This is a genomic window from Leptonema illini DSM 21528, assembly GCF_000243335.1.
GTDB classification, from domain to species: Bacteria; Spirochaetota; Leptospiria; order Leptospirales; family Leptonemataceae; genus Leptonema; species Leptonema illini.
The window spans coordinates 2293008-2312823 of the sequence record NZ_JH597773.1 but is presented as its reverse complement, the minus strand read 5'-3'; the positions used below and the strand labels follow the sequence as shown (position 1 = coordinate 2312823).

The following is a 19816-nucleotide window of genomic DNA, read 5'->3' as shown; positions in this document are numbered from 1 at the left end:
CTTCCGGTACCTCCGCAAAAATCGACCATGTTCACGAGAACATGCGATCGATTTCTTTGCTGTATTTTTCCTGCACCCGGTTCCGCTTCACTTTTTGTGTTTGTGTGAGTTCGTCGTTAACGGTGAAATCACCGCCAAGAATATGAAATGTCGTCACGCGCTCGAAGGCCTTGTAGCCCGTCTCCTGAGAAACGTATTTCTTGATTTCTTCGCGCACAAGCTTTGCGATCTCTTCGCTTTGGTTGAGCGCCTCTTCCAGCCGTTCTGGATCGGAGGGGGCGCTGCCGTTCAATAAAGGAAGCAGTTTTTCGCGCTTTGGTACAATCAGGGCTCCCAGGGTCTTGCGATCCTGCCCGACAACGACGACGTGCGTGAAGTATTCGCTCTGCTTGAGTGAATTCTCTATAGGCTCCGGTTCGACGTTTTCACCTCCGGAGAGTACGATCGTATCTTTGGCCCGACCCGCGAATTTCAGGTCGCCCTGTGCCGTCCACATCAGCAGGTCGCCGGAATTCAACCAGCCCTCTGCATCGATGATGGCAGCCGTCTTTTCGGGTTCTCTGTAGTATCCTTTCATGTTATGCGGGCCTCTATGCAGGGCGACGCCTTTAATACCGGGTTCGGTGATCGTTTCTTTTCTGTCGTTAACCAATCTGATCTCGACGCCTGTTAACGGTCGGCCGACCGTTCCCGTGACGAAGCGGTTCAGATGGCGTATCGTCGACACACCGGAGTTTTCGGTCATGCCATAGACTTCAAGAAGCGGCAGACCGATCGAGTGGAAGAAGCGATCGACTTCGGGTTGAAGTGCTCCGGCTCCGGCGAAGGCGAAGCGAACACGACCGCCGAGAACAGCCAGAATCTTACGAAGAAAGAGTCGCGCGATAAGTGCGACGGGAAGCAGAGCAAGCACGATCAGCGCAGCAACGGGGATTTTGACTAACTCACTCAGGCTGCGACTTGCCGTCAGACGGACCTGACGATCAAGCACCGTATCAAGGGCTGCGCGAAACGAGCAGGCCGTTTTCACGAATAGCTGAAACAGAAAACGAGAAAAGGCCGCACTTCCCTTTAATTGATCAAGTATCTTGCCGTAGAAGTTCTCCCACACTCGCGGAACGGTGAAGAGAAAGGTGGGGCGTATCGCTTTCAGATCTCGTGCCAGCTCGGCAACGGTGGTGAAGGCGACGGCCGCTCCGCTGTAAAAGCAGATCGTTTCGAACATGCGTTCGCCGCTATGCCACGGCGGAAGAAAGCCCATCGTAATGTCGCCTCTGCCCACCGTCACGCCGGTCTTCACGAATTCCTTATGCAGCGTGGCGACCTCCCAGAGCATACTGCCATGCGTGAGCATGACGCCCTTGGGGACGCCGGTCGTTCCGGACGTGTAGATGATCGTTGCCAGATCGTCCGGCTTCACTGCTTCGCCGCGCCGGGCGTATTCCTTTTCGAGGGAGTCGTCAGTCGCTACCGATTGAATGAGTTCTTCAATCGTGCGAACCTTCAGATCTCCTGAAGCGGCGTTACCCGAAAAGAGGATGATCTCGCGAATCGTTGCAATCGACTTGATGACAGGAAGAAACTTCGCAAGCACCTTCTCGTTTTCAACGAAAAGCATAGTGCATTCCGCATGATTGAGGATGTAGGTGATATCATCGGCAGTGGCGTCGCTTCCGCGAGGAACGTCGACGCAGCCGATAGACGTGATGGCCATGCTGACGCGAAGCCATCTCGGTCCGACGTCGGCGATGATTCCGATACGATCGCCATGTTTCGCTCCAAGGGTAAGCAGGGCCTTTGATAGCGACCGGCTTTCGGCCGTAAATTCACGAAAAGAGAAAGGCGAGTATTCTTTCTTCGAACTCTTAACGTACTGAGCGGGACTGTCGCCGTACAGTTCATCGGCCTTTTTCAGAAGATGATAGTGAGAGCGAACGGAAAGTTCCATAGATCGTTACCTGATATCCATGTGATTGAGCAGGATGAAATCGCGCAACTTAAGAGGCAGAATCCTGTTTAAAAAAAGGAAGAAGGTGCTCATGCCATCCACCTGATTGAACAGAGACGGTCGCTTCGCTTCAAGCACGGCTACGATGCGGGGCGCCGCTTCGTTTGGTTTCGTCGCCGTTTTGATCAGCTCTTTATCGCGTTCGAGGAACCTGCGAACACGTTCAAAGTAAGGCGAGGCCGGATGCGGAAGCCTGTGAACCTTAGCGGCGAATCCTGTCGATACCTGTGCCGGCTCTATCAGCGCTACTTCGATATTATAAGGCTGCACCTCAAAGCGAATCGATTGAACAAGCCCTTCGATGGCGAATTTCGACGACGAATAGATCGACTCGAAAGGAAAGGGGATCTGGCCGACAAGGGAAGACATGGCGACAAGCTTACCGGCACGCCGTTCGCGCATACCCGGCAGAAAGAGCTGGAAGAGGCGGGCGCATCCGATGACGTTGATGTTAAAGCATTGCAGGGCTCGTTCCAGATCCACTTCTTCGAAGGCGCCAAAGAAGCCGATGCCTACGTTCGAGAGAACGGTGTCGACGTGGCCGTGACGTGCGATTACGCTATCGCGGAACTTCTGAAGCCGCTTCGCGTCGGTGATATCAAAACTCTCAAGCAGATGCTCGACTTTCTGAGCGGTAAGCTCTTCGCCTAATGTGCGGATCGCTTCGGCGTCGATATCAAAACCGCACAGTATATAATCCCGCTTAGATAGGAGCAGGGCGACTTCTCTTCCCATCCCCTGGCCGATTCCGCTGATCACGATGACCTTTTTCATTTTAATCTCTCCCCCAGTTCCTGCATCGACGTATCGAATGCAGGGAACAATAGTTTGTATCCGTGTTTTTTTAGTTTAGAGTTATCCATTATATAATCAGAATAGAGGTATTTAACGGCTTCCAGCTCGAGATCGGGAATCTTACCACGAAGAGCCGCAATGACCCCTTCAACGCGGGCGACGATCTTTAACAGTGCCAGCGGAACATGTATGGGTTTGATCCTGGACCGGAATACCTGAGCCGAAAGGCGTAGCGCCTCTTCAAGCGTGGGGGACGAATCGTCAGATACGTTGAAAATGTGCCCGGCCGCATCGTCTCGCTGAGAGAGAAAGATGGCCGCGTTGCTCACGTCTTCGACGCGAACGTTTGCCAGTTTCTGCTTGCCGTTTCCTGGAATTCCTGGAATGTCAGAGGGACGAGAGAATACCTTGCCCGCGCCATCGTTGCATCCAGGCCCGTAGACCGTACAGGGACGCAGGATTACGGCCTGCAGTCCTTCGGCCATGCGTCGACGCACAATCGATTCACCGTCGAACTTGCTCTGTCCGTAGCTATCGGCGGGACGACAGGGCGCCTCTTCAGAGAAGGCAGTACCGTTATACAGTCCATAAACGCTGCTCGAACTCATATGCACAAAACGCCGCACCTGCCTTTTCATGGCGAGCTCGGTGATGACATCGACGGCATGAACGTTTACAGGTCTGAGCTTCTCATAAGGCGTGCTCAGATTGCAGATGCCGGCAACATGAAAGATGCGGTCGACCCCTTCAAGAAGCGGCGTCACGTCGTCGCGGTTGCGCAGATCGGCCTTCATGAACTGAACGCCGTCGGGCAGTCGGGCCGGCGCCCTCATGTCGGTGGCGCGCACGGTGATGCCTGAGTCTGCCAGAAGGCTGACGATATGCGAGCCGATAAATCCGCCGGCGCCCGTGACGAGAGTGATCTTATCGTACTTCATTTTCAGAACCTGTAAGAGGGACGCAACACCTCACGCGAGATGTTGTTCAACATGACCTCGGAACTTCCGCCGCCTGCGAGAAGCGACTTCACTTCGCGAACATAGCGATCGTACGGCTTATCGCGGTAGCAGGCATGGCTTCCCGTCATCGTAAAGGCCTTGTTCACCGTTTCGTCGGCGACGACGCCGGCCAGATACTTGGCAATCGACGTTTCGAGATCATGTTTGCGACGTTGATCGTGCAGCCAGGCGGCCTTGTTTCGCGCAAGTTTGGCCGCTTCCAGTTCGGCCGTCAGCTTCGCTATGATCCACTGTATACCCTGAAAGTCGCTGACGCGGTTTTTACCGACCTTGCGGCTTTTCGTGAATTCTACGGCGCGGGCAAGACATCCTTTCGCCACTCCGATGAGCTGCGAGGCGACGCCGAGTCGGCTGAGCTTGAAGATCGCGAGAAAAGTCTCGATGCCGCGACCATCGCGACCGAGAAGATTCTCGGCCGGAACGCGACAGTTCTCGAAGATGATGTCATACATGGGGGCGGAACGCAGGCCGATAGGGTCCTGCTTCTTATAGCTGATGCCCGGAGTATTCTTGTCGACGATCAGTTCGGTTAATCCGTTGGCCGTCTTCACAAGAACCATGAGCATGCCGGCTTCTTCGCCCAGATTGATATGCACCTTCAGGCCGTTTACGATATAGGAGTCCCCCGATTTTTCGGCGATCGTCTGAATGTTCTCGAAGGATGAGCCTGCATCGGGTTCAGAGATGGCCTGCGCCGCAAGCATCTCTCCGCTGGCCAGAGCGGGCAGATACTTTTCTTTCTGTCGATCCGTTCCCATAGCAAGAAGCCCCTGCTGCGCCTGAACAAGGTTCTGAGGTCCGTAGATCATCTCGGCGGCCGTTTCTTCCATGATGATGGAGTATTCGATGGCCCCTTTTCCCATGCCGCCGTACTTTTCGGGAACGATGACGCCTGTCCAGCCGCGACGCCCGAGCTCGTGCAGTACGTCCCAGCAGAAAACGCTCTGCTCTTCTTCGATGATCCGCAGCGGATTGAGAGCGGCCTCGCGGGCAAAGGCCTCTACCTCTTTCTGCAAGGCCTGTTGTGATTCGTTAAAGTAAAAGTCCATCTGTATTCTCCTTATGCTGTCGTTAAACCGTTACCCGGGAGGGTTTTCATATCATCCGTCTTAATTCGTTACTGTGAAACCTCGCGAGTTTTGCGGCGACGGCATAAACCGTAAGACTCGGGTTAACGCCAAGACCGGTCGGGAAGAGAGAGCCGTCGATAACGGCCAGATTCGCTATATGGTGATGACGTCCGTGTGTGTCGACGACCGACGTTCGCTCGTCTACACCCATGGCGCAACCTCCAAGTGGATGTGTGGAGTTGACGAATGTGTTGGGCGATCGGATGGGCATATCTGTGATCGCCTCTTTCGCATCGTTCCACGAGCGGAAGGGCCGAACATCGTTGTTCGCCGGAGTCACCTCTTCGGCTCCGGCGGCGAACTGGCATTCGGCCATCGACAGATAGGAACGTCGGATGCCGTCTTTGATGAAATCGCTGAACGGATAGTCCAGTATGCCCTGTCCTCGTTCATTGAGCGAAACGACGCCACCCTGGCTCTGCTCGCTGAATCCGTCACGAATCTGCGAAACGAGGATATGCACTCGCGACAGATTGCGTGCGTACTGCTCGAAGTCATTGCCCACGATCTTGCGGAAATTCATCATCACCACAGGCTGCGCGCCGACGGCTTCGATATTATATCCAGCGCGACCGCTCACTCCGTCGGCAAAGAGAAAATGATCCGACGCCACCGACTGCGGGGCTCCCGTGAACGGTGCGATCGCATCGGGCATGATAGCGATCGAATAGTTATGCATCTGCACAAACGTACGTTTCCCCGTGAGGGCATGCGGATCTGGAAGGCCCGATCGCAGTAGCAGGGCAGGCGTGTTTATGGCGCCGGCGCTTGAAACATAGAGTCTCGCACGAATGCGAATCTTCACCGATTGTTCAGCAGTGCCTTCTGGATTGAGTGCATGGCAGAGAAGCTCGTTAATTCGATCGCCCTTCCATTCGAAGCGAACGGCGCGGCTGCGATAGAGAAGCGTAGCATTCCTTTTCAGAGCTTCAGGAATGGTCGTGATGAGCATGCTCTGCTTCGCGTCGGTAGGGCATCCAAGGCCGCAGAAACCCAGAGCAAAGCAGGACTTCACGTTCCGCGGAATATTGCGATAAGACCAACCGAGTTTTTCAGCGCCTGTGGCAAGCAGGCTGTTGTTTGCGTTATGCGCCGTCCAGTCGGTAACGTGCAGGCGTTTTTCGGCCCAGTCGTAGAAAGGAGCCATCTCCTCTGATGAATAGCCCTCGATTTTCAGCTGACTCTTCCAGAAGTCGAATGTCTGCGGCGGAGTGCGCAGGCAGGTCGTCCAGTTAACGACGGTTGAGCCTCCGACCGTGCGGCCCTGTGCCACGGAAAACTCATGCCCTTTGGTTGAGCGATTGCCGCCATCGTAATAAAGCTTTTGAAACGTCTCCATCTCTTTCAGCTTGAAATCTTCGCGCTGCGCAAGACCTCCTTCTTCGATGATGATGACGCGAAATCCGGCACGTGTCAGGATTTCAGCCGTGATGCCTCCTCCGGCGCCGCTGCCGACGATGACGGCATCCGCTTCAAGAGTGATATCTTTTTCGAGCCTGGAGGCATCGATAGCATTTGCATAGGGATTATTCATAGATTATCTCCACTTAACGTTAGCCACCCACGAAGGGTCGGTGTATCCCACCACAGTCCAGGATTCGGGCTGATCGAAAAAGGCCATCGATGACATCGACTGTAGAAAGGTGGCAATCGACCGAAAGAGGGTTAAGCGGCTTGTGAGCCAGGAATCCAGAAACTCGACGATATCTTCGGGATCGGCCTCTTCCCATTCGCTGAAGAAGCCTGCAAGCAGCCAGCGCACGGGGGCGACGCTCAAAAAATCAAAGGCCTCAAGCAGCTCGCCCTGTATATGCTCGGGCTGTGCATGCAGATAGGCGTCGGTCGATTGCAGCATGCGAAGAAGCAGGGCCTGCCGATCCTCGGCTGCCTCGGGTAGAAAGGCATGCGCAAAGCCGTTGTAGACTCCGTAGAGGATCTTCTGGCCGTGAACGGGCAAAAAGCGCATCTCGGGCCAGGACGGCACCGGTGCTCCGGGCGAACACCCGGCGCCAAGGGCAAGCAGTCCGATGCCGGCAATGCCGGTCTGGATGACCTCTCTGCGAGAGAATAGCCGGGGTGCTGCCGGCGACCTGTCGGGGGATGCTTTCCTGTCCATGCGGAATGAATATTCATTCCGCAATTCGGTGCAACACTTTTTCGGCTGAGGATTTGAAAAAAAGGGAAGCGGGGCCGGCGGAGTAGTTGATGGGTAGATATTTGCAGAAAACAATTGAAATAAACAGACAGGGTTCTTGTTAGAGGATTGGGCGATCCATGAAAAAGGCAGTTGTTATTTCCGCTCTCTTGCTGGCGGTTCTGAGCGGGTGTTTGCAGGCTGAGAAAATCAGTCTGGACAGTTCAGGCCTGCAGGGCCTGCTTTTGAGCGGCATAGCCTTCTCAGGCGGGAATGCCTCTGGTTCGAATCCTCCTGGGCCGGATCTGACGGCACCGACGGTCTCCTCTGTCAATCCAGATGGCAGTGGCATTGACCCCCAGAGGGCGCAGCAGGCGCGCATATATATAACCTTTTCAGAGGCCATGGACACAGGCCGTACTCCCACTGTTGCCGTTGTCGACGGCGCCAATGGCGATGCGCCGCTTGCTGCGTCCATAGGCGTGTCCTGGCAGAACTCGACGACCCTCGTGCTTGAACCCGACCTTCAGCGATTGCCCGAAGTGACGTTTGTTAAATGGACGGTCGCCATGGCAGAGCTTTATGATGTGGCGCAGAATCAGATCGCAGCCGATGCAACCGGCTCATTCGTTACGCGAACGGCCCTGCGACAGTACCGTCCGCTGGAAAGCGGTCAGACCCTGTGTTATGATGATAGCGGCTCTGTAATCGCCTGCACCGGGACCGGCCAGGACGGAGCCTACACGGGCATAACGCGCAGCTTCACAGGCCCGACGCAGCACTCCACGTTCACGAGCGACTATACCACGACCGATAACGTAACCGGACTCGTATGGAAAACCTGCGTTCAAGGGCAGGCGGGGGCAGGCTGTTCCGGTGGAACGACGACTACGATGATCTGGCCGGCTGCGGTGCAGAGCTGTGCGGTCCTGAACCACGGCAATAGCGGCTCAGGCTATGCGGGCCGACAGGATTGGAGGCTGGCCAGCCTGGAAGAATTGATGACCATTCACGATTTCAGTATTTTCAGTCCTGCCCTTTCCACCACGCAATTCCCGGGAACACAACCGTTTATGGTATGGGCCGCTACAGGCAATGCAGATAAGGCATGGACGCTACAGCCCGCGTATGGAAGCGTAACGCTTTCTTATGGAAAGAATGTGGCCACGCCGGCCGTTCGCTGCGTGGCCGGAGGCGGAACCACCGTTTCCCGTAGCTTTTCGGTTTCCAATGATGTAGCAACGGATCAGGGCACGGGATTGATGTGGACACGATGCGCTGCAGGCGAGACATACAGCGGCGGTGCGTGTTCGGGAAGCCCGCAATCACCCGCATGGGGACAGGCTCTTGTATTTTGCGAGAATCTTGTTCAGGCAGGATACAGTGATTGGCGATTGCCTTCGATTACTGAGATATCGTCGCTGATAGATCGCAAACAGATCTGGCCTTCAATGGATTCTACCGTTTTTCCCGGAGCAAAGTCGAATTTCTGGTCATCCACTACTAACATGGTAACGCCGTCTGAGGCCTGGATTGTCAATGGCAGCACGGCGACTAATAACCAATCCGACAAATCAAGCCCTTCAGGCGCTCCTGCCGTTCTCTGCGTCCGCAACTAAAAGAGCTCTTCGATCTTCTTTCGCCGGAAGGCGAATATCTGTTCGAGCTTCGGGCGCACGATGAGCTCGTTGATCGTATTCTCAAAGAGCGGAAGAGGCAATCCGTAGTGCACCGTATCGGTCATGAGGACGCCTCCTTTTGCCTTAGCGAAAAGGTGCCGGTGATGCCAGAAGCGATAAGGTCCGAAGCGCTGCTCGTCGATAAAAGACAGGCCTTCTTCTACATGCGTGATCTCGGTAATCCAGGAAAGCGGAATGCCGAGCAGCGGGCGCACGGTATAAGAGATGATCTGCCCGGCAAACGTGCGCTGGCCTGCATCCGAGGCAATGTCGAAGCCCATATACGGAGGCGTGATGATCTTGAGATTCGCTGGGTCTGCGAAGAAGTTCCAGATATCGGCCGGCCTGCCTGGAACAAACTGCTCCTGTTCAAATACGAAAAGCTTCATACTAATACTCCAGCTAATACTCCAGACTGTGATCGGATCGGATAACTCTGCGAGGCCATACCGGGACGTCTTTCTAATATCGAAAGACGATGTAAACGTTGTAGGCCTTGCCGTTCTCGTCGTAGATATTGCTCAATCCTGTATAGGCAAGCAGATCCATCGTTGTCGGATCATAATCAACGAGAATGGGGGCGACGACGCTTCGTAAGATAAGGTTATCGGGAGCCAGTTGAAATCGAACGGCACGGCGGCCGTTCACCTCGGTGTCGGCGATCTTGCGCACCCTGAAATCAAACGTCGTCAGGCGAGAAGGTACGCCGAAACGAAAGACGAGGGTCTGGCCTGCAAGCAGGGCGTCTCTGTTCTTTTTTAAATAGAGATGAAAACCTGAGTCGACGACGAGATCAGAGCCTGCCGGTATCGATCCGCTTTTCTGGGCGCTCTGCGCATCGTCGCGATGAAAGAGCATGATGGCGCCGCCGCTCGGACTGCATCCTTCCACATAACCGCTGCGCCGATCTTCAAGGCGAAAGGAGGGAACGGTGGAGCCCGGCCTGTATTCGCTTCGCTTTTCTGCGAAGACCTTCTCGGCCGGGTCTTTATAAAGAAGCGTCGTCGCCGCATGCTGGCCGTTTCTGTAGGTCTCTGTATGGTTCTCGGAGTACAGGAACTGGCCCGTTCTCAGGTCAAAGGCGTTGCCGCGAAAGGATCGCCCCTCGACCGCTAAAACCGGCAATGATAGCAATAGCAGGGCCGAAATGGCATAGCGAAGTCTGTTCGAGAAATATCTGCGTGAATGTCTCTGCGCCGTGATCATGGTTCGCCTCACTTATTTCGCCGTATCAGGCAGCTCTCGATTCTGTGGCCGTGAGAGAAGGATCTGACAGACGTTAATATAGCGCTCTGTGAAAGCTACCTCGCAGCTCGTCAGATAGTAGTTCCATTTTCTGATGAACGTCTCGTCGTAGCCAGGCGCCCTGATATGATCCAGAGAGGCGTTGAAATTCAGGCGCCACTGCTGCAGAGAGCGGGCATAGCTGAGGCCGAAGCTTTCAAGATCATACAGGCAAAGGTCTGCCGTGCGATGAAGGGAGTTCAACACCTCGCGATGACTGAGAAGCAACCCGCCTGGAAAGATATGCTTTTGAATAAAGTCCGAGGAGTTTGCATAACGCTCGTAGCGCGACTCCGGATAGTTGATGTACTGTAATACGGCCAGACCCTCCTCTGATAGAAGCGAGGCGATTTTGCGAAAGTAGACGTCGAAGAAGCGTCGACCAAGCGCCTCGGCCATCTCAATCGAGACGATGCGATCAAAGCGACCTTCGATGCGCCTGAAATCTTGAAGGCGAATCTCTATAAGATGAGAAAGTCCTTCGCGTTCGATGCGCTCTTTCGCGAGAGCAAACTGCTCTTCTGAAATGGTAACGGTCGTCACCTTTACGCCGTGCTGTCTGGCAGCATGAATGGCGAATCCGCCCCAGCCGCTGCCGATCTCAAGCAGGTGCAGCCCGGGACGCAGATTCAGCTTCTCGCAAATGCGCTCGAACTTGCGAATCTGTGCCTGCTCGAGATTTTCAGAAGAGTCGATCGATTGATAGATGGCAGCGGAATACGCCATCGTCGGGTCGAGCATCTCTTTATAAAGAGCGTTGCCGATGTCGTAATGCTCTGCGATATTCTTCTTCGCCGTCGTTTCATTGTTCGGACGCAGAAGATGCAGGATGCGATTGTAGAAGCCTAACGCTCCGACAAGCAGATGCTGCACGGTCGCCGCGCTCAGCGTGGGCGTCGAGCGCGAGTTCTGCACGAACCACTCAAGGGCCCGGTATAGATCGGGCGAGTCGAAATAGTCGAGCATAAACGCCTCGCCGAAGCCGACCTCTCCGAAGAGAACGACATGGGCGAAGAAACGGCGGTCTTTCACATGTATGATTGCGGGGACTGCATCGCCGCTATCGCCGAACACAAAGCCTGTTCCGTCTTCTTTGAACACATGCAGGGCTCCGATGTGGTTTCGAGCGAGAGCCGAGACAAAGACGCGCTCAAAGATACCGCGCGGCGAGGTGGGCGCGGGCGAGGCGGATGCTTGAGGTGTTGCCAGTGTCGTACGGGCGACGGGCGTGTTTTTTATTTTATTTCTTTCGAGGATCGTAGTGTTTGCTCGTTTCATAATCAGGCCTCCTGATACTTCTTTTTCTGTGTTTTGATAATGGCTGCGTCCGTTTCGCCCTTTGTATAGAAAGGAATCTTCTTTAAATAGAGAAGCAGCGCATGCCAGTGGATGCCGGCAATAATACGCAGCGTGACGAACGGAATGCGAAAGAATTCGTAGAGCAGAGTCGCGTTGCTGTACGGTCGGCGTCTGCCTGTAAGTGTGGCTCTTAGCAGAACTTCTTTCTTTGAACCGTCTGTATAACCCGAGTCGACGATGAAGAAGAGCTGTTTTTCTCGCGCATCTCTGAAATGAAAAAACAGATCGGTATCGTGTTTGAGAAATGGAGATACGTAAAAGTTCTTCTCGCTCTGAAAGCGATAAAAGCCTCTATCATCGGCAAGATCACGGCAATCGATCAGGATCGGATGCTGCTCTCCGAACGTATTGTTCACCTCGGCCAGAACGGCCATCAGACGATCGTTTCGGTAACAGTAGTAAAACGATACGGGATTGAAAACGTAGCCGAGCACGCGCAGATTTGTAAGAAGAAGGATCTGCTCCGGTTCGGGAAGGCCAGAGCTAACCACCTACTCCCGGACTTTCTGCGATGTGCTGAGAGCCTGTCCATCTTGCAGAAATTTAAAGTGATCACGGTCGTAGAACGAAAACAGGTTGAATCGATTCACCGAAACAAGAGGCCCCGTTGTTTCAAGCCCGTCGAGATCGAGCAGGAACATGTAGGTTTTCGCTCGCAACGTATGCGGACGAACGGCGGCCTTTGCTCGTGTGCGCGCATGCGTCACCACGGTATCGAAAAGGGCATGCATCACGACCACCTCCCCGCCGTTTCTAAGGGCCTTGCTGCCGGCTCGCGCACAAGCCGTTCGACGACTTTCAGAGCCGAAAGAAGGCCATCCTCATGGAAGCCATAGCGAGAATATGCGCCAGCAAAATAAACAGGACCTGTTTCGTTCAAATCCTGAAAACGCTTCTGTGCAAGGAGCGAACGCATGTTGAACAGCGGATGTTCGTATTCGATCTCTCGCACGATCTTATCTTCGCGGATTTGATCGATCTCATTGATCGAAACGAAGTAATCCGTATCGGTGGGCAGATTCTGCAGACGGTTCATGTGATATACGGTCGTCTGTCCGGCATCGTCGATCTTGTAATTCCAGGCCGACCAGATGCGCTTGATGGGCGGCATAACCGATGCATCGGTATGCAGCACCGCTTTATTGGGATGATACGGGAACTGCGAGAGAATATCTTTTTCAAGCGGCGTCGCATCGACAAGCATACGCAGCGTATCGGGCGCATGGCTGGCCATGATGACGGCATCGAAGCTATAGACCCGCAGCGACGTCGTTACCTCAACTGAATCGGGCCCGAGACGCTTTACCGACAGCACCGCTTCACCGCTGTGCACGTCTTCTTTCAAAAGAGAGCGAATGCGATCGAGGTAGGTGCGGCTTCCGCCCTTCACCGAGTACCACTGATGATGGGTATTCAATCCGAGCAGGCCATGATTTTCAAAGAAGCGGATGAGCGCCGCCGCCGGGAAATCAAGCATATGATCCATCGGCGTCGACCAGATGGCCGAGCCCATAGGCAGGATGTAGTTCTCGCGAAAGGCCTCGTCGAATCCTTTTACATCAAGATACTCGCGCATCGTCCAGGACTTATCAAGCAGCAGCCCGGAATGCAGATCGGCCGGCGCCTCGGCGTTGAAGCGATTCGCCTCAAGCAAGAAACGATAGTACCAGGGACGCAGCAGATTGCGACGCTGCGCAAAAAGTCCGGATAACCCCGATCCGCAGTACTGAATGCCCGTGCGACGGTTCCAGACCGAGAATCCCATCGATGCCGGATGCTGTTCGATTTCAAGATCGGCGAACAGGCGCAACAGATTCGGGTAGGTAACGTGATTGAAGACGATAAAGCCCGTATCCACGGGGACGAGCCTGTCTTTTTCTTCGACGGTGATCGTATTCGTATGTCCGCCCGGTCGATTCTCTTTCTCGAAAACCGTGACGTCGAATTGATCTTTCAGATAATAGGCGGCTCCCATGCCCGAGATTCCGCTTCCGATGATGGCAATACGTTTCATTCTTTCCCTCTGGTTTCTATTCTTTATGAAGCCGCTCTTTGAAATGGCGCCTAATCTTTCAGGCTCAGCGTTCGTTTATAACCGTAGCCGCCGAAGTGTACATGGCGCACGCCTGTCTCTTCTTTGATGCGATTGCGCAGCCTTTCGATCTCTTCTCGTTTGCGCGGGATGACGACCGAAACGCTGACGCTGCGATACTGTTCTTTTTGAAGCTCTTTAATCAGATGCTCTTCGGGCAGCATCCCACAGAAGCGAACCGGCACGCGGTAATAGAGAAGTCGCGCATAGTGTAACAGCGCTCCCAGTTCATGCTCATCTCCAGGAAAGCTCGTCACAAGCCACAGTGGCGTCTGATTGCTCTGAAGCCATTCGACGCGCGACAGGATGTATCCGCGCAGCCAGTGCGAGAAGGCGTGCTCATCGGCTACAGAGAGGATGCCCTTGCTCCAGGCCTCTCCCGTCAGCATCACGGCAGGATGTACGCTTTTGCGAATCCACTGCGGAAGGGAGTAACTCTCAAGCGCATTATTGAAATGACCTTCGAGCGTTCGGAATTCGCTGCGCGAGATGGCGTTCAAAAGCGACCACTCCTCGTCTCGAAACAGCACCTGCGACGAAAGCAGCTCTTCGCGAGAAAGCGAGATGATCGACTTAAGCCTCTGCCCTGCTGCAAGCCTTTCCTGAAGGCTCAGCAGAATGCGCAGATCGTCGTTGTCGTAGTAGTGGTAGCCGTTCTCACCCTGAACAGGGGCGAGAATCTGGAATCGCTCCTGCCATTTGCGGATACGAGCCGGCGATAATCCGGTCAGGCGGGATAGGTCTTTGATCAGGAACTTCACATCCACATTGTGGAACCTTTTTGTTGAATAGTCGAATGTTTTTTGATAAGATTCGACATTTTTCTTTCTTTTTGGCCCTATCTGGGCTATTATGGGAGTATGAACCGTCCGAATCGGCCCGTTTTCCTCTATTGGATGCGTCGCGACCTGCGAACCGATGACAACAGGGCCCTTTTTGAGGCCTGGTCAGCAGCCTCTCGTGCCGGAGCCGATCTTCTGGCCGTTTTCTGTTTTGATCCACATATTCTGGAACCGCTTCCTCGCTCGGATCGCCGGGTCGGATTTATCGTCGATGCGCTTCGAAACGTCGCCGATACAGGGCTGCCTTTGATCAGCTTCTACGGACCGCCCGTCGAGATCTTCGAAGGCCTGAGCCAGCATCTGTCTGTTGCCGGCGTTTATGCAAACGAGGATTATGAGCCCTATGCGCGGGCCCGGGATGCACAGGTGAGGACCGGCCTCGATCGCAGGGGCATTCCGTTTCATCTCTTCACCGATCACGTTATTTTTCATCCGGAGCAGATCTTAAAGAATGACGGACTTCCCTACCACGTCTTTACTCCTTATTCCCGACGCTGGAAAGACAGGTTCTTTCAGAGCGTCATCAGGCCTCTTGATGCGCCGGACTTCGCGCAGATGCCATCTGCGGAGCTAAACGATCGGGCAGGGGATCCCTGGCAGGATCTGTTCGAGATGCGCCGTCGCATCGCCGATAGAGCGGGGCGCTCTATCACGACGAGTAATAACGAATCCGCACAGACAACCTCCGAGGAGCGTCTTCTTACGGCAGCGCAGATTGGATTTCAACCCGAACCGCATGGCCTTGCCCTTAAGACTCCGGCTTCGAAGACACCGGCTTCGCGGATTCCCGGTCGCATCATAGAGCGTTATGCAGAAAGTCGTGATCTGCCCGCTCTTGCCGATGGAACGACGCGACTCGGCCCTCATCTGCGCTTCGGTACCGTTTCGATTCGTCGTCTGGCGAACGCAGCGCGCCATCATCCCGTTTTTCTGAACGAGCTGATCTGGAGGGAGTTCTTTCAGATGATTCTCTACTATTATCAGGGCATCGATCAGGAGTTCCGACCGGAGTTTCGTATTCTTCGCAAGTTCTGGCGGGATCCTGCCCGCTCAGCTGATGCACGAAGAGACTTTGAGGCGTGGAAAGGCGGAAGGACGGGTTATCCGCTTGTTGATGCCGGTATGCGCGAGCTGGCCGTAACGGGCTTCATGCATAATCGTGTGCGTATGGTCGTCGCCTCGTTTTTATGCAAGCATCTGCTGATCGACTGGCGCATCGGCGAACGCTATTTCGCAGAGCAGTTGCTTGATTTCGAGCTTGCCTCGAACAACGGGAACTGGCAGTGGGCGGCGGGAACGGGATGCGATGCCGCTCCCTATTTTCGCATCTTCAATCCGGAGCTGCAGCAGAGGAGGTTTGATCCACAGATGCAGTATGTGCGACGCTGGCTGCCCGAATTTGGAACGGATCGTTATCCGCCTCCGATCGTCAATCATAAGGCGGCGAGGGCCCGCGCTCTGGCGTTCTACGAGAGAGTCAGAACGCAGAACCCTTCTTGAATTACGACCACATCGATTCCGAAGCCGCTCTGGAGATGGCTTCGGTCTCTAAAGGCGGCAAGGCTTGGGCTGAAGCCTAACGACTGAAGATGGAAGACAGTCCCATCAGGTTCTGCGCCGTTGATGTCAGATTCTTCGAAGTCGCTCCCATCTCTTCTGAACCGGCGACGATCTGCTGCATGGCCTCGTTCATCGAAGAGATGCCTTTTGCGATGCTGTTTAAAGCCTCTTTCTGCTCGGCCGAGAAATCAAGGATGCGAGACGCCTCCTGCTCGACAAGCTTCAGCGATTCGCCGGCCGCCTCGTTCAGAGCGCTTTCTTTCTTCGTGAGCTGTACGATGAGGTCGACGCTGCTTCCGAAGGCAGAGATCTGTCCGATCATCTTTCCAAGTACCTCAGAGAAGGCCTGCAATTTCTTGCTGACGAGATTGATCTCGTCATGGCTGTTTTCGAACAGGATGTTGATCGATTTCAGGTTGTTGGACGTATCGTCGGCAAGCTTGCCGATTTCATGGGCGACGACGGCAAAGCCGCGACCGGAGTCTCCGGCACGGGCCGCTTCAATCGATGCATTGAGAGAGAGCAGGTTGATCTTCTCAGAGATCTCGTCGATGACGCCGACCGTATCGCGCATGTCGTCGAACTTGGAAGCGGCCGACATCATCACCTTCTGAACGGCGTTGATCTCTTCGCGTGATTTCTCGACCGACAGATTCAGATCGCTGCGAATACTCAGAGCGGAATTCGTCTTCTCGCTTACGTCGGTGACGACTTCGTGCAGGCTGTGCATCTGCAGCTGCACGGATTCGGTGGCGCTGGCCTGTCTCTGCGCTACGCCGAATAGATTCTCTCCGCTTGCGGCGAGCTCTTCGACGGTCGATGAGATCTCTTCGATAAAGGCCGCCTGCGTTTGCGTGTTGTCGGCGAACGATTCGGCTGCCGCCGCCATCTGTTCGGCCGATGAGGCGAGCAGGGCCGCCGTATCGTTTGTTTGAACGAGAATCCGTTCGATGCTTTCTCTGTTGCGCTGGCTCTCGTTCAGAGATCGTTCGATGGAATGATAGGCCTTTTCTGTGTTGCGAATGTATGTAAAGAGAATGATCGTGAGGATGATGATGGCAATCAGGTTATCCATCAGATATTCCGACGCCTCTTTCTCGGTGAGCAGCTCGATCTGCCTTGAGAAGACGGTGAATCCGATAAGGCAGGCGATGTGCAGAGCGGCGTAAACAAGGACGGTGCGCTTTCCCGTAATCAGAGTCGCCATCGCAAGCAGCGGAAAAACGAAGGCGATCGTATCGGTGACCGAGGTAAGATCGAGTTCGCCTGCCGTCGTAAACATGAGCAACCACAGATAGGAGCTCATCGGAATCAAGAGCAGGTGGGCGGCGAGCCCGCTTCTGCCGGCTTTTGTGAGAAGAAGGGCGCCCAGAAGAAAGACCTCAACAGTGAGAATGCCGAGCACCGAAACATGGAAGATGGGATGCTTGAATACGCTGATCAAGAATGTCAGAATGACGAGTAGAAGTAATCCGGCTGCGCCTCCGACCCCGCCGATGATGGCAGCCCGCTGCTGCTCGCGCATATCTCTGTTCTCGTAGGCGGTAAGGAACCAGCGCTTCGGTGATACCATCTGTTTCTCCTGCTATTCAATCTCGAATGGGCCCGGTGCGAGCAATTTAAGTAAGCTACCGATATGCTGCACGTCCAGGGTTTCGAGATCCGTTCTCGAATCAATCAGTGCTTTTTTCTCTGAGGCAGTGGATTCAGCAACACCGATTTGTGAGGCGTCGGGATTGTCGCAGATGGGTCTTCTGGTTGAGTCCGGAAAAACGCTGGACGCGAGTTTCAACGTCTGTATGATCAGGCTGCTTCGCGAGAACTTTGCGATCACCTCAAGCCAACGGAGATAACTATGACTCAGGAACGAATCGATCAGATGCTCAGCCCCTACACGGAAGACGACTATACGGTAAAACTGCTCAAGGCCGTGTATGGGGTCATCCCGGGCTCACCGGCCTTTCAATTCTATAACAGCTTTGAAGGCGGATTGCGCCGCATTCGTCCCGATCTCAGCGAAGCCGATCTCGCTCAGGCGCGTCAGATCGTCGCCGGCGAGGATTTTCAATCGGCCCTTACGGTTCTCGGTTACATCGATACGGGCGATAAGCTTATCGCCGGCTATGCAGGTTTAAAGAACGTCCTCAATCTTTTCGGCATGGGCAGCAGCGGCCCGCAGAAACGCACGTTTGAATCCGATCCGCAGCAGACGCTTGATGCCGGCGTGAAGGCCCTTGCCATCGCCTTTGCCACCTATCGCTTTCTTCCAGGCGATCTTACGACGAAAGTTAAGTCGCTCAAAGATATTCCGGCGGGAGTGGAGCTTTTGCTTTATTATGGAGCGGTCGAAGTGGCGCTTCCCTTCGCCGATAACATCGTCGGAGCAGGCGGCGACGTGATCTCAAAGCTGATGAAGGCCGGCGGAGATATTAAAAGCAAATTCTCGGCCATCCCCGGCGTCGGTTCCATCGGCGATGCGCAGGGCATGCTCGACGGTATGAGTTCGATGATGGATCAATATGTCGGTATGGCAAAGGATCATGTCGGCACGATAGCGACGAAGATTAAAGAATTCATGCCTGCCATGGCTAACGCCGCCGACAGCATTACCGGTGCGGCGGCAACGGGCGCCGACCTTCTGCCCGTTTGGAGCTTCCTCGGTGGACGTTTTGCCGCCGAAGCGGCTGCCTATCGTATCGGTCGTTAATTGACACAGGCTCTTGTCCTGACGGGCAAGAGCCTGCTTCCTTTCTCTCCGGGCCGCTTCATTCGAATCGGTACGGTGGGGATAAACTCATTTACCGGCGCGCAGGCGTTCAGTGAACGAGTATATGTCGTAGATCCGACGGCAGGCGAGCGATGGTATGCGGCGAAGGGTGCGCGGGCGGCTCTTTCTGATAACCCCATTTACACCAGACAGCCGTCGCTTTAAGGTTCTCTGCGGCCTGCATGTCGGCCTGCGAGTCTCCGATCATGAAGCGTTCGGTCGGATGAAGGCCAAGCCTTGCAATGGCATCTTCTATGGGAGCGGGATCAGGTTTGCTCTTTGCATGGCTATCGAAACCGATGACTTCCGTAAAGCACGATAGCAGCTGCAGCTTTTCAAGAAGCAATCGACTCAGGCTTTCGGGCTTATTCGTGTAAAGGAAGAGCTTTCCGTGGCGTGCCAGTTCGGGAAGCGTTGATACAATGCCTTCATAGGCCGTCGTATGATCGACGATATGAGCGGCATAGTTTACCTCATATTTCTGTATAAGCGCCTCAGGTACGGGCTCGCCTTCTTTACAGAGTTCCGGAAAGCAGCTGCGATAGAGAAAGTCCATGCCGCGAATCACAAGCGTTCGCAGCAGATCATCGGGCAGTTCGGGCAGTTCGTAGATGCGGCGCACGCGATTCACGCTCAGCGACATATCGGTGCGACTGTCTTCAAGCGTGCCGTCAAGATCGAAGATAAAAAGCGGTTCTGACATAGGATTCCTTTTCAGGAGGCGCTGTAGCTGCCTTTATAAGTTCCTTCGGATTGCAGCTCTTCCATGCGACCTTTTCCATCGCCGTGCTCGGTGACGCTGCGCTCTCCGCTTTCAGAGCCTTTATAGGCGCGAAAGGGGCGGTCGTTATGCACCTTCACCTCATGCGCCATGCCGCCCGGTATGATCAGAATATCGCCGGCTTCGACGGTAACAGGACCGCCATCAAAATGAAAGGTGATCACCCCTTCGACCGCTCCACGAATCTCTGCGTAATCGTGTGCGTGGCGGCTGCGCTCAAACCAGGGCGGAACGGTCTGCAGATCGTAAACCTTGAAGCCATGTCGCTCCATCTCGGCTCGAACGGATTCTTCGGTCGGCGGCTCTTTATGAGGCCATTTGTGAACGGAAATGCCGGTGGAAAAAATACCATGAGAAGACATAGAT

17 protein-coding genes and 1 pseudogene are annotated in these 19816 nt (G+C 54.5%); 3 read left to right on the top strand and 15 right to left on the bottom strand.

The annotated features are described in order from the left end of the window. Nucleotides 1-31: 31 nt before the first annotated feature. The 6 genes from LEPIL_RS10625 to LEPIL_RS22040 are packed head-to-tail and all read right to left on the bottom strand — an operon-like array spanning nucleotide 32 to nucleotide 7068. The gene (locus LEPIL_RS10625) at nucleotides 32-1948 is read right to left on the bottom strand and encodes an AMP-dependent synthetase/ligase (RefSeq protein WP_002772476.1); all 1917 of its coding nucleotides are present in this window, start codon (nucleotides 1946-1948) and stop codon (nucleotides 32-34) included. A 6-nt stretch (nucleotides 1949-1954) separates the two neighbouring features. Beyond that, a complete protein-coding gene (locus LEPIL_RS10620; RefSeq protein WP_002772475.1) occupies nucleotides 1955-2782 on the bottom strand; it encodes an SDR family NAD(P)-dependent oxidoreductase in 828 nt (275 codons plus the stop codon). Then, nucleotides 2779-3741, bottom strand: coding sequence for an NAD-dependent epimerase/dehydratase family protein (locus LEPIL_RS10615; protein ID WP_002772474.1), 963 nt, complete (start codon nucleotides 3739-3741; stop codon nucleotides 2779-2781). Before LEPIL_RS10615 ends, LEPIL_RS10620 begins: the two co-directional genes overlap by 4 nt. A gap of 2 nt (nucleotides 3742-3743) precedes the next feature. After that, nucleotides 3744-4871, bottom strand: coding sequence for an acyl-CoA dehydrogenase family protein (locus LEPIL_RS10610; protein WP_002772472.1), 1128 nt, complete (start codon nucleotides 4869-4871; stop codon nucleotides 3744-3746). Between the two features lie 46 nt (nucleotides 4872-4917). Continuing rightward, nucleotides 4918-6486 carry a GMC family oxidoreductase gene (locus LEPIL_RS10605; RefSeq protein WP_002772471.1) on the bottom strand — a complete coding sequence of 523 codons (1569 nt, stop codon included), beginning with the start codon at nucleotides 6484-6486 and terminating at the stop codon, nucleotides 4918-4920. 3 nt (nucleotides 6487-6489) lie between these two features. After that, nucleotides 6490-7068 (bottom strand): hypothetical protein, encoded by a 579-nt coding sequence (locus LEPIL_RS22040; protein WP_002772470.1) that lies wholly within the window; start codon nucleotides 7066-7068, stop codon nucleotides 6490-6492. A 158-nt stretch (nucleotides 7069-7226) separates the two neighbouring features. Between LEPIL_RS22040 and LEPIL_RS10595 the strand changes: the two genes are divergently transcribed. After that, nucleotides 7227-8705 (top strand): Lcl domain-containing protein, encoded by a 1479-nt coding sequence (locus LEPIL_RS10595; RefSeq protein ID WP_002772469.1) that lies wholly within the window; start codon nucleotides 7227-7229, stop codon nucleotides 8703-8705. Here the strand turns inward: LEPIL_RS10595 and LEPIL_RS10590 are convergent. From LEPIL_RS10590 to LEPIL_RS10565, 6 genes and pseudogenes are all read right to left on the bottom strand, one after another. Beyond that, nucleotides 8702-9154 (bottom strand): SRPBCC family protein, encoded by a 453-nt coding sequence (locus LEPIL_RS10590; protein ID WP_002772468.1) that lies wholly within the window; start codon nucleotides 9152-9154, stop codon nucleotides 8702-8704. The genes LEPIL_RS10595 and LEPIL_RS10590 overlap by 4 nt on opposite strands. A 73-nt stretch (nucleotides 9155-9227) precedes the next feature. Beyond that, nucleotides 9228-9971 (bottom strand): hypothetical protein, encoded by a 744-nt coding sequence (locus LEPIL_RS10585; protein WP_002772467.1) that lies wholly within the window; start codon nucleotides 9969-9971, stop codon nucleotides 9228-9230. Between the two features lie 12 nt (nucleotides 9972-9983). Continuing rightward, nucleotides 9984-11327: an SAM-dependent methyltransferase gene (locus LEPIL_RS10580; RefSeq protein WP_002772466.1), complete on the bottom strand. Its 1344-nt coding sequence runs from the start codon at nucleotides 11325-11327 to the stop codon at nucleotides 9984-9986. Between the two features lie 2 nt (nucleotides 11328-11329). Continuing rightward, nucleotides 11330-12139, bottom strand: a pseudogene (locus LEPIL_RS10575) (DUF1365 domain-containing protein). Further along, nucleotides 12139-13422, bottom strand: coding sequence for an NAD(P)/FAD-dependent oxidoreductase (locus LEPIL_RS10570; protein WP_002772465.1), 1284 nt, complete (start codon nucleotides 13420-13422; stop codon nucleotides 12139-12141). The pseudogene LEPIL_RS10575 and the gene LEPIL_RS10570 overlap by 1 nt, the downstream one beginning before the upstream one ends. A 50-nt stretch (nucleotides 13423-13472) precedes the next feature. Beyond that, nucleotides 13473-14261 (bottom strand): MerR family transcriptional regulator, encoded by a 789-nt coding sequence (locus LEPIL_RS10565; protein WP_157135056.1) that lies wholly within the window; start codon nucleotides 14259-14261, stop codon nucleotides 13473-13475. A gap of 99 nt (nucleotides 14262-14360) precedes the next feature. Here LEPIL_RS10565 and LEPIL_RS10560 point away from each other — a divergent pair, with 99 nt between their 5' ends. Continuing rightward, nucleotides 14361-15842 carry a cryptochrome/photolyase family protein gene (locus tag LEPIL_RS10560; protein WP_002772463.1) on the top strand — a complete coding sequence of 494 codons (1482 nt, stop codon included), beginning with the start codon at nucleotides 14361-14363 and terminating at the stop codon, nucleotides 15840-15842. 76 nt (nucleotides 15843-15918) lie between these two features. Here the strand turns inward: LEPIL_RS10560 and LEPIL_RS10555 are convergent, their stop codons facing one another. After that, on the bottom strand, nucleotides 15919-17475 hold the full coding sequence (locus LEPIL_RS10555) for a methyl-accepting chemotaxis protein (protein ID WP_002772461.1): 1557 nt from the start codon (nucleotides 17473-17475) through the stop codon (nucleotides 15919-15921). Nucleotides 17476-17757: 282 nt separating this feature from the next. Between LEPIL_RS10555 and LEPIL_RS10550 the strand changes: the two genes are divergently transcribed. Then, nucleotides 17758-18609 (top strand): hypothetical protein, encoded by an 852-nt coding sequence (locus tag LEPIL_RS10550; protein ID WP_002772459.1) that lies wholly within the window; start codon nucleotides 17758-17760, stop codon nucleotides 18607-18609. 109 nt (nucleotides 18610-18718) lie between these two features. Here LEPIL_RS10550 and LEPIL_RS10545 read toward each other — a convergent pair whose 3' ends face one another. Together LEPIL_RS10545 and LEPIL_RS10540 are read right to left on the bottom strand one after the other, a co-directional pair. Further along, entirely contained in the window at nucleotides 18719-19372 is a 654-nt protein-coding gene (locus LEPIL_RS10545) for an HAD family hydrolase (RefSeq protein ID WP_002772458.1), read from the bottom strand. Between the two features lie 11 nt (nucleotides 19373-19383). Next, nucleotides 19384-19812, bottom strand: a complete 429-nt coding sequence (locus tag LEPIL_RS10540; protein ID WP_002772457.1) for a cupin domain-containing protein — start codon at nucleotides 19810-19812, stop codon at nucleotides 19384-19386. Between the last annotated feature and the right edge of the window lie 4 nt (nucleotides 19813-19816).

What these genes read in the sequence shown, in the direction of transcription:
- LEPIL_RS10625 (WP_002772476.1), bottom strand. Translation starts at nt 1,948, where the DNA reads ATGGAACTTTCCGTTCGCTCTCACTATCATCTTCTGAAAAAGGCCGAT.
- LEPIL_RS10620 (WP_002772475.1), bottom strand. Translation starts at nt 2,782, where the DNA reads ATGAAAAAGGTCATCGTGATCAGCGGAATCGGCCAGGGGATGGGAAGA.
- LEPIL_RS10615 (WP_002772474.1), bottom strand. Translation starts at nt 3,741, where the DNA reads ATGAAGTACGATAAGATCACTCTCGTCACGGGCGCCGGCGGATTTATC.
- LEPIL_RS10610 (WP_002772472.1), bottom strand. Translation starts at nt 4,871, where the DNA reads ATGGACTTTTACTTTAACGAATCACAACAGGCCTTGCAGAAAGAGGTA.
- LEPIL_RS10605 (WP_002772471.1), bottom strand. Translation starts at nt 6,486, where the DNA reads ATGAATAATCCCTATGCAAATGCTATCGATGCCTCCAGGCTCGAAAAA.
- LEPIL_RS22040 (WP_002772470.1), bottom strand. Translation starts at nt 7,068, where the DNA reads ATGGACAGGAAAGCATCCCCCGACAGGTCGCCGGCAGCACCCCGGCTA.
- LEPIL_RS10595 (WP_002772469.1), top strand. Translation starts at nt 7,227, where the DNA reads ATGAAAAAGGCAGTTGTTATTTCCGCTCTCTTGCTGGCGGTTCTGAGC.
- LEPIL_RS10590 (WP_002772468.1), bottom strand. Translation starts at nt 9,154, where the DNA reads ATGAAGCTTTTCGTATTTGAACAGGAGCAGTTTGTTCCAGGCAGGCCG.
- LEPIL_RS10585 (WP_002772467.1), bottom strand. Translation starts at nt 9,971, where the DNA reads ATGATCACGGCGCAGAGACATTCACGCAGATATTTCTCGAACAGACTT.
- LEPIL_RS10580 (WP_002772466.1), bottom strand. Translation starts at nt 11,327, where the DNA reads ATGAAACGAGCAAACACTACGATCCTCGAAAGAAATAAAATAAAAAAC.
- LEPIL_RS10570 (WP_002772465.1), bottom strand. Translation starts at nt 13,422, where the DNA reads ATGAAACGTATTGCCATCATCGGAAGCGGAATCTCGGGCATGGGAGCC.
- LEPIL_RS10560 (WP_002772463.1), top strand. Translation starts at nt 14,361, where the DNA reads ATGAACCGTCCGAATCGGCCCGTTTTCCTCTATTGGATGCGTCGCGAC.
- LEPIL_RS10555 (WP_002772461.1), bottom strand. Translation starts at nt 17,475, where the DNA reads ATGGTATCACCGAAGCGCTGGTTCCTTACCGCCTACGAGAACAGAGAT.
- LEPIL_RS10550 (WP_002772459.1), top strand. Translation starts at nt 17,758, where the DNA reads ATGACTCAGGAACGAATCGATCAGATGCTCAGCCCCTACACGGAAGAC.
- LEPIL_RS10545 (WP_002772458.1), bottom strand. Translation starts at nt 19,372, where the DNA reads ATGTCAGAACCGCTTTTTATCTTCGATCTTGACGGCACGCTTGAAGAC.
- LEPIL_RS10540 (WP_002772457.1), bottom strand. Translation starts at nt 19,812, where the DNA reads ATGTCTTCTCATGGTATTTTTTCCACCGGCATTTCCGTTCACAAATGG.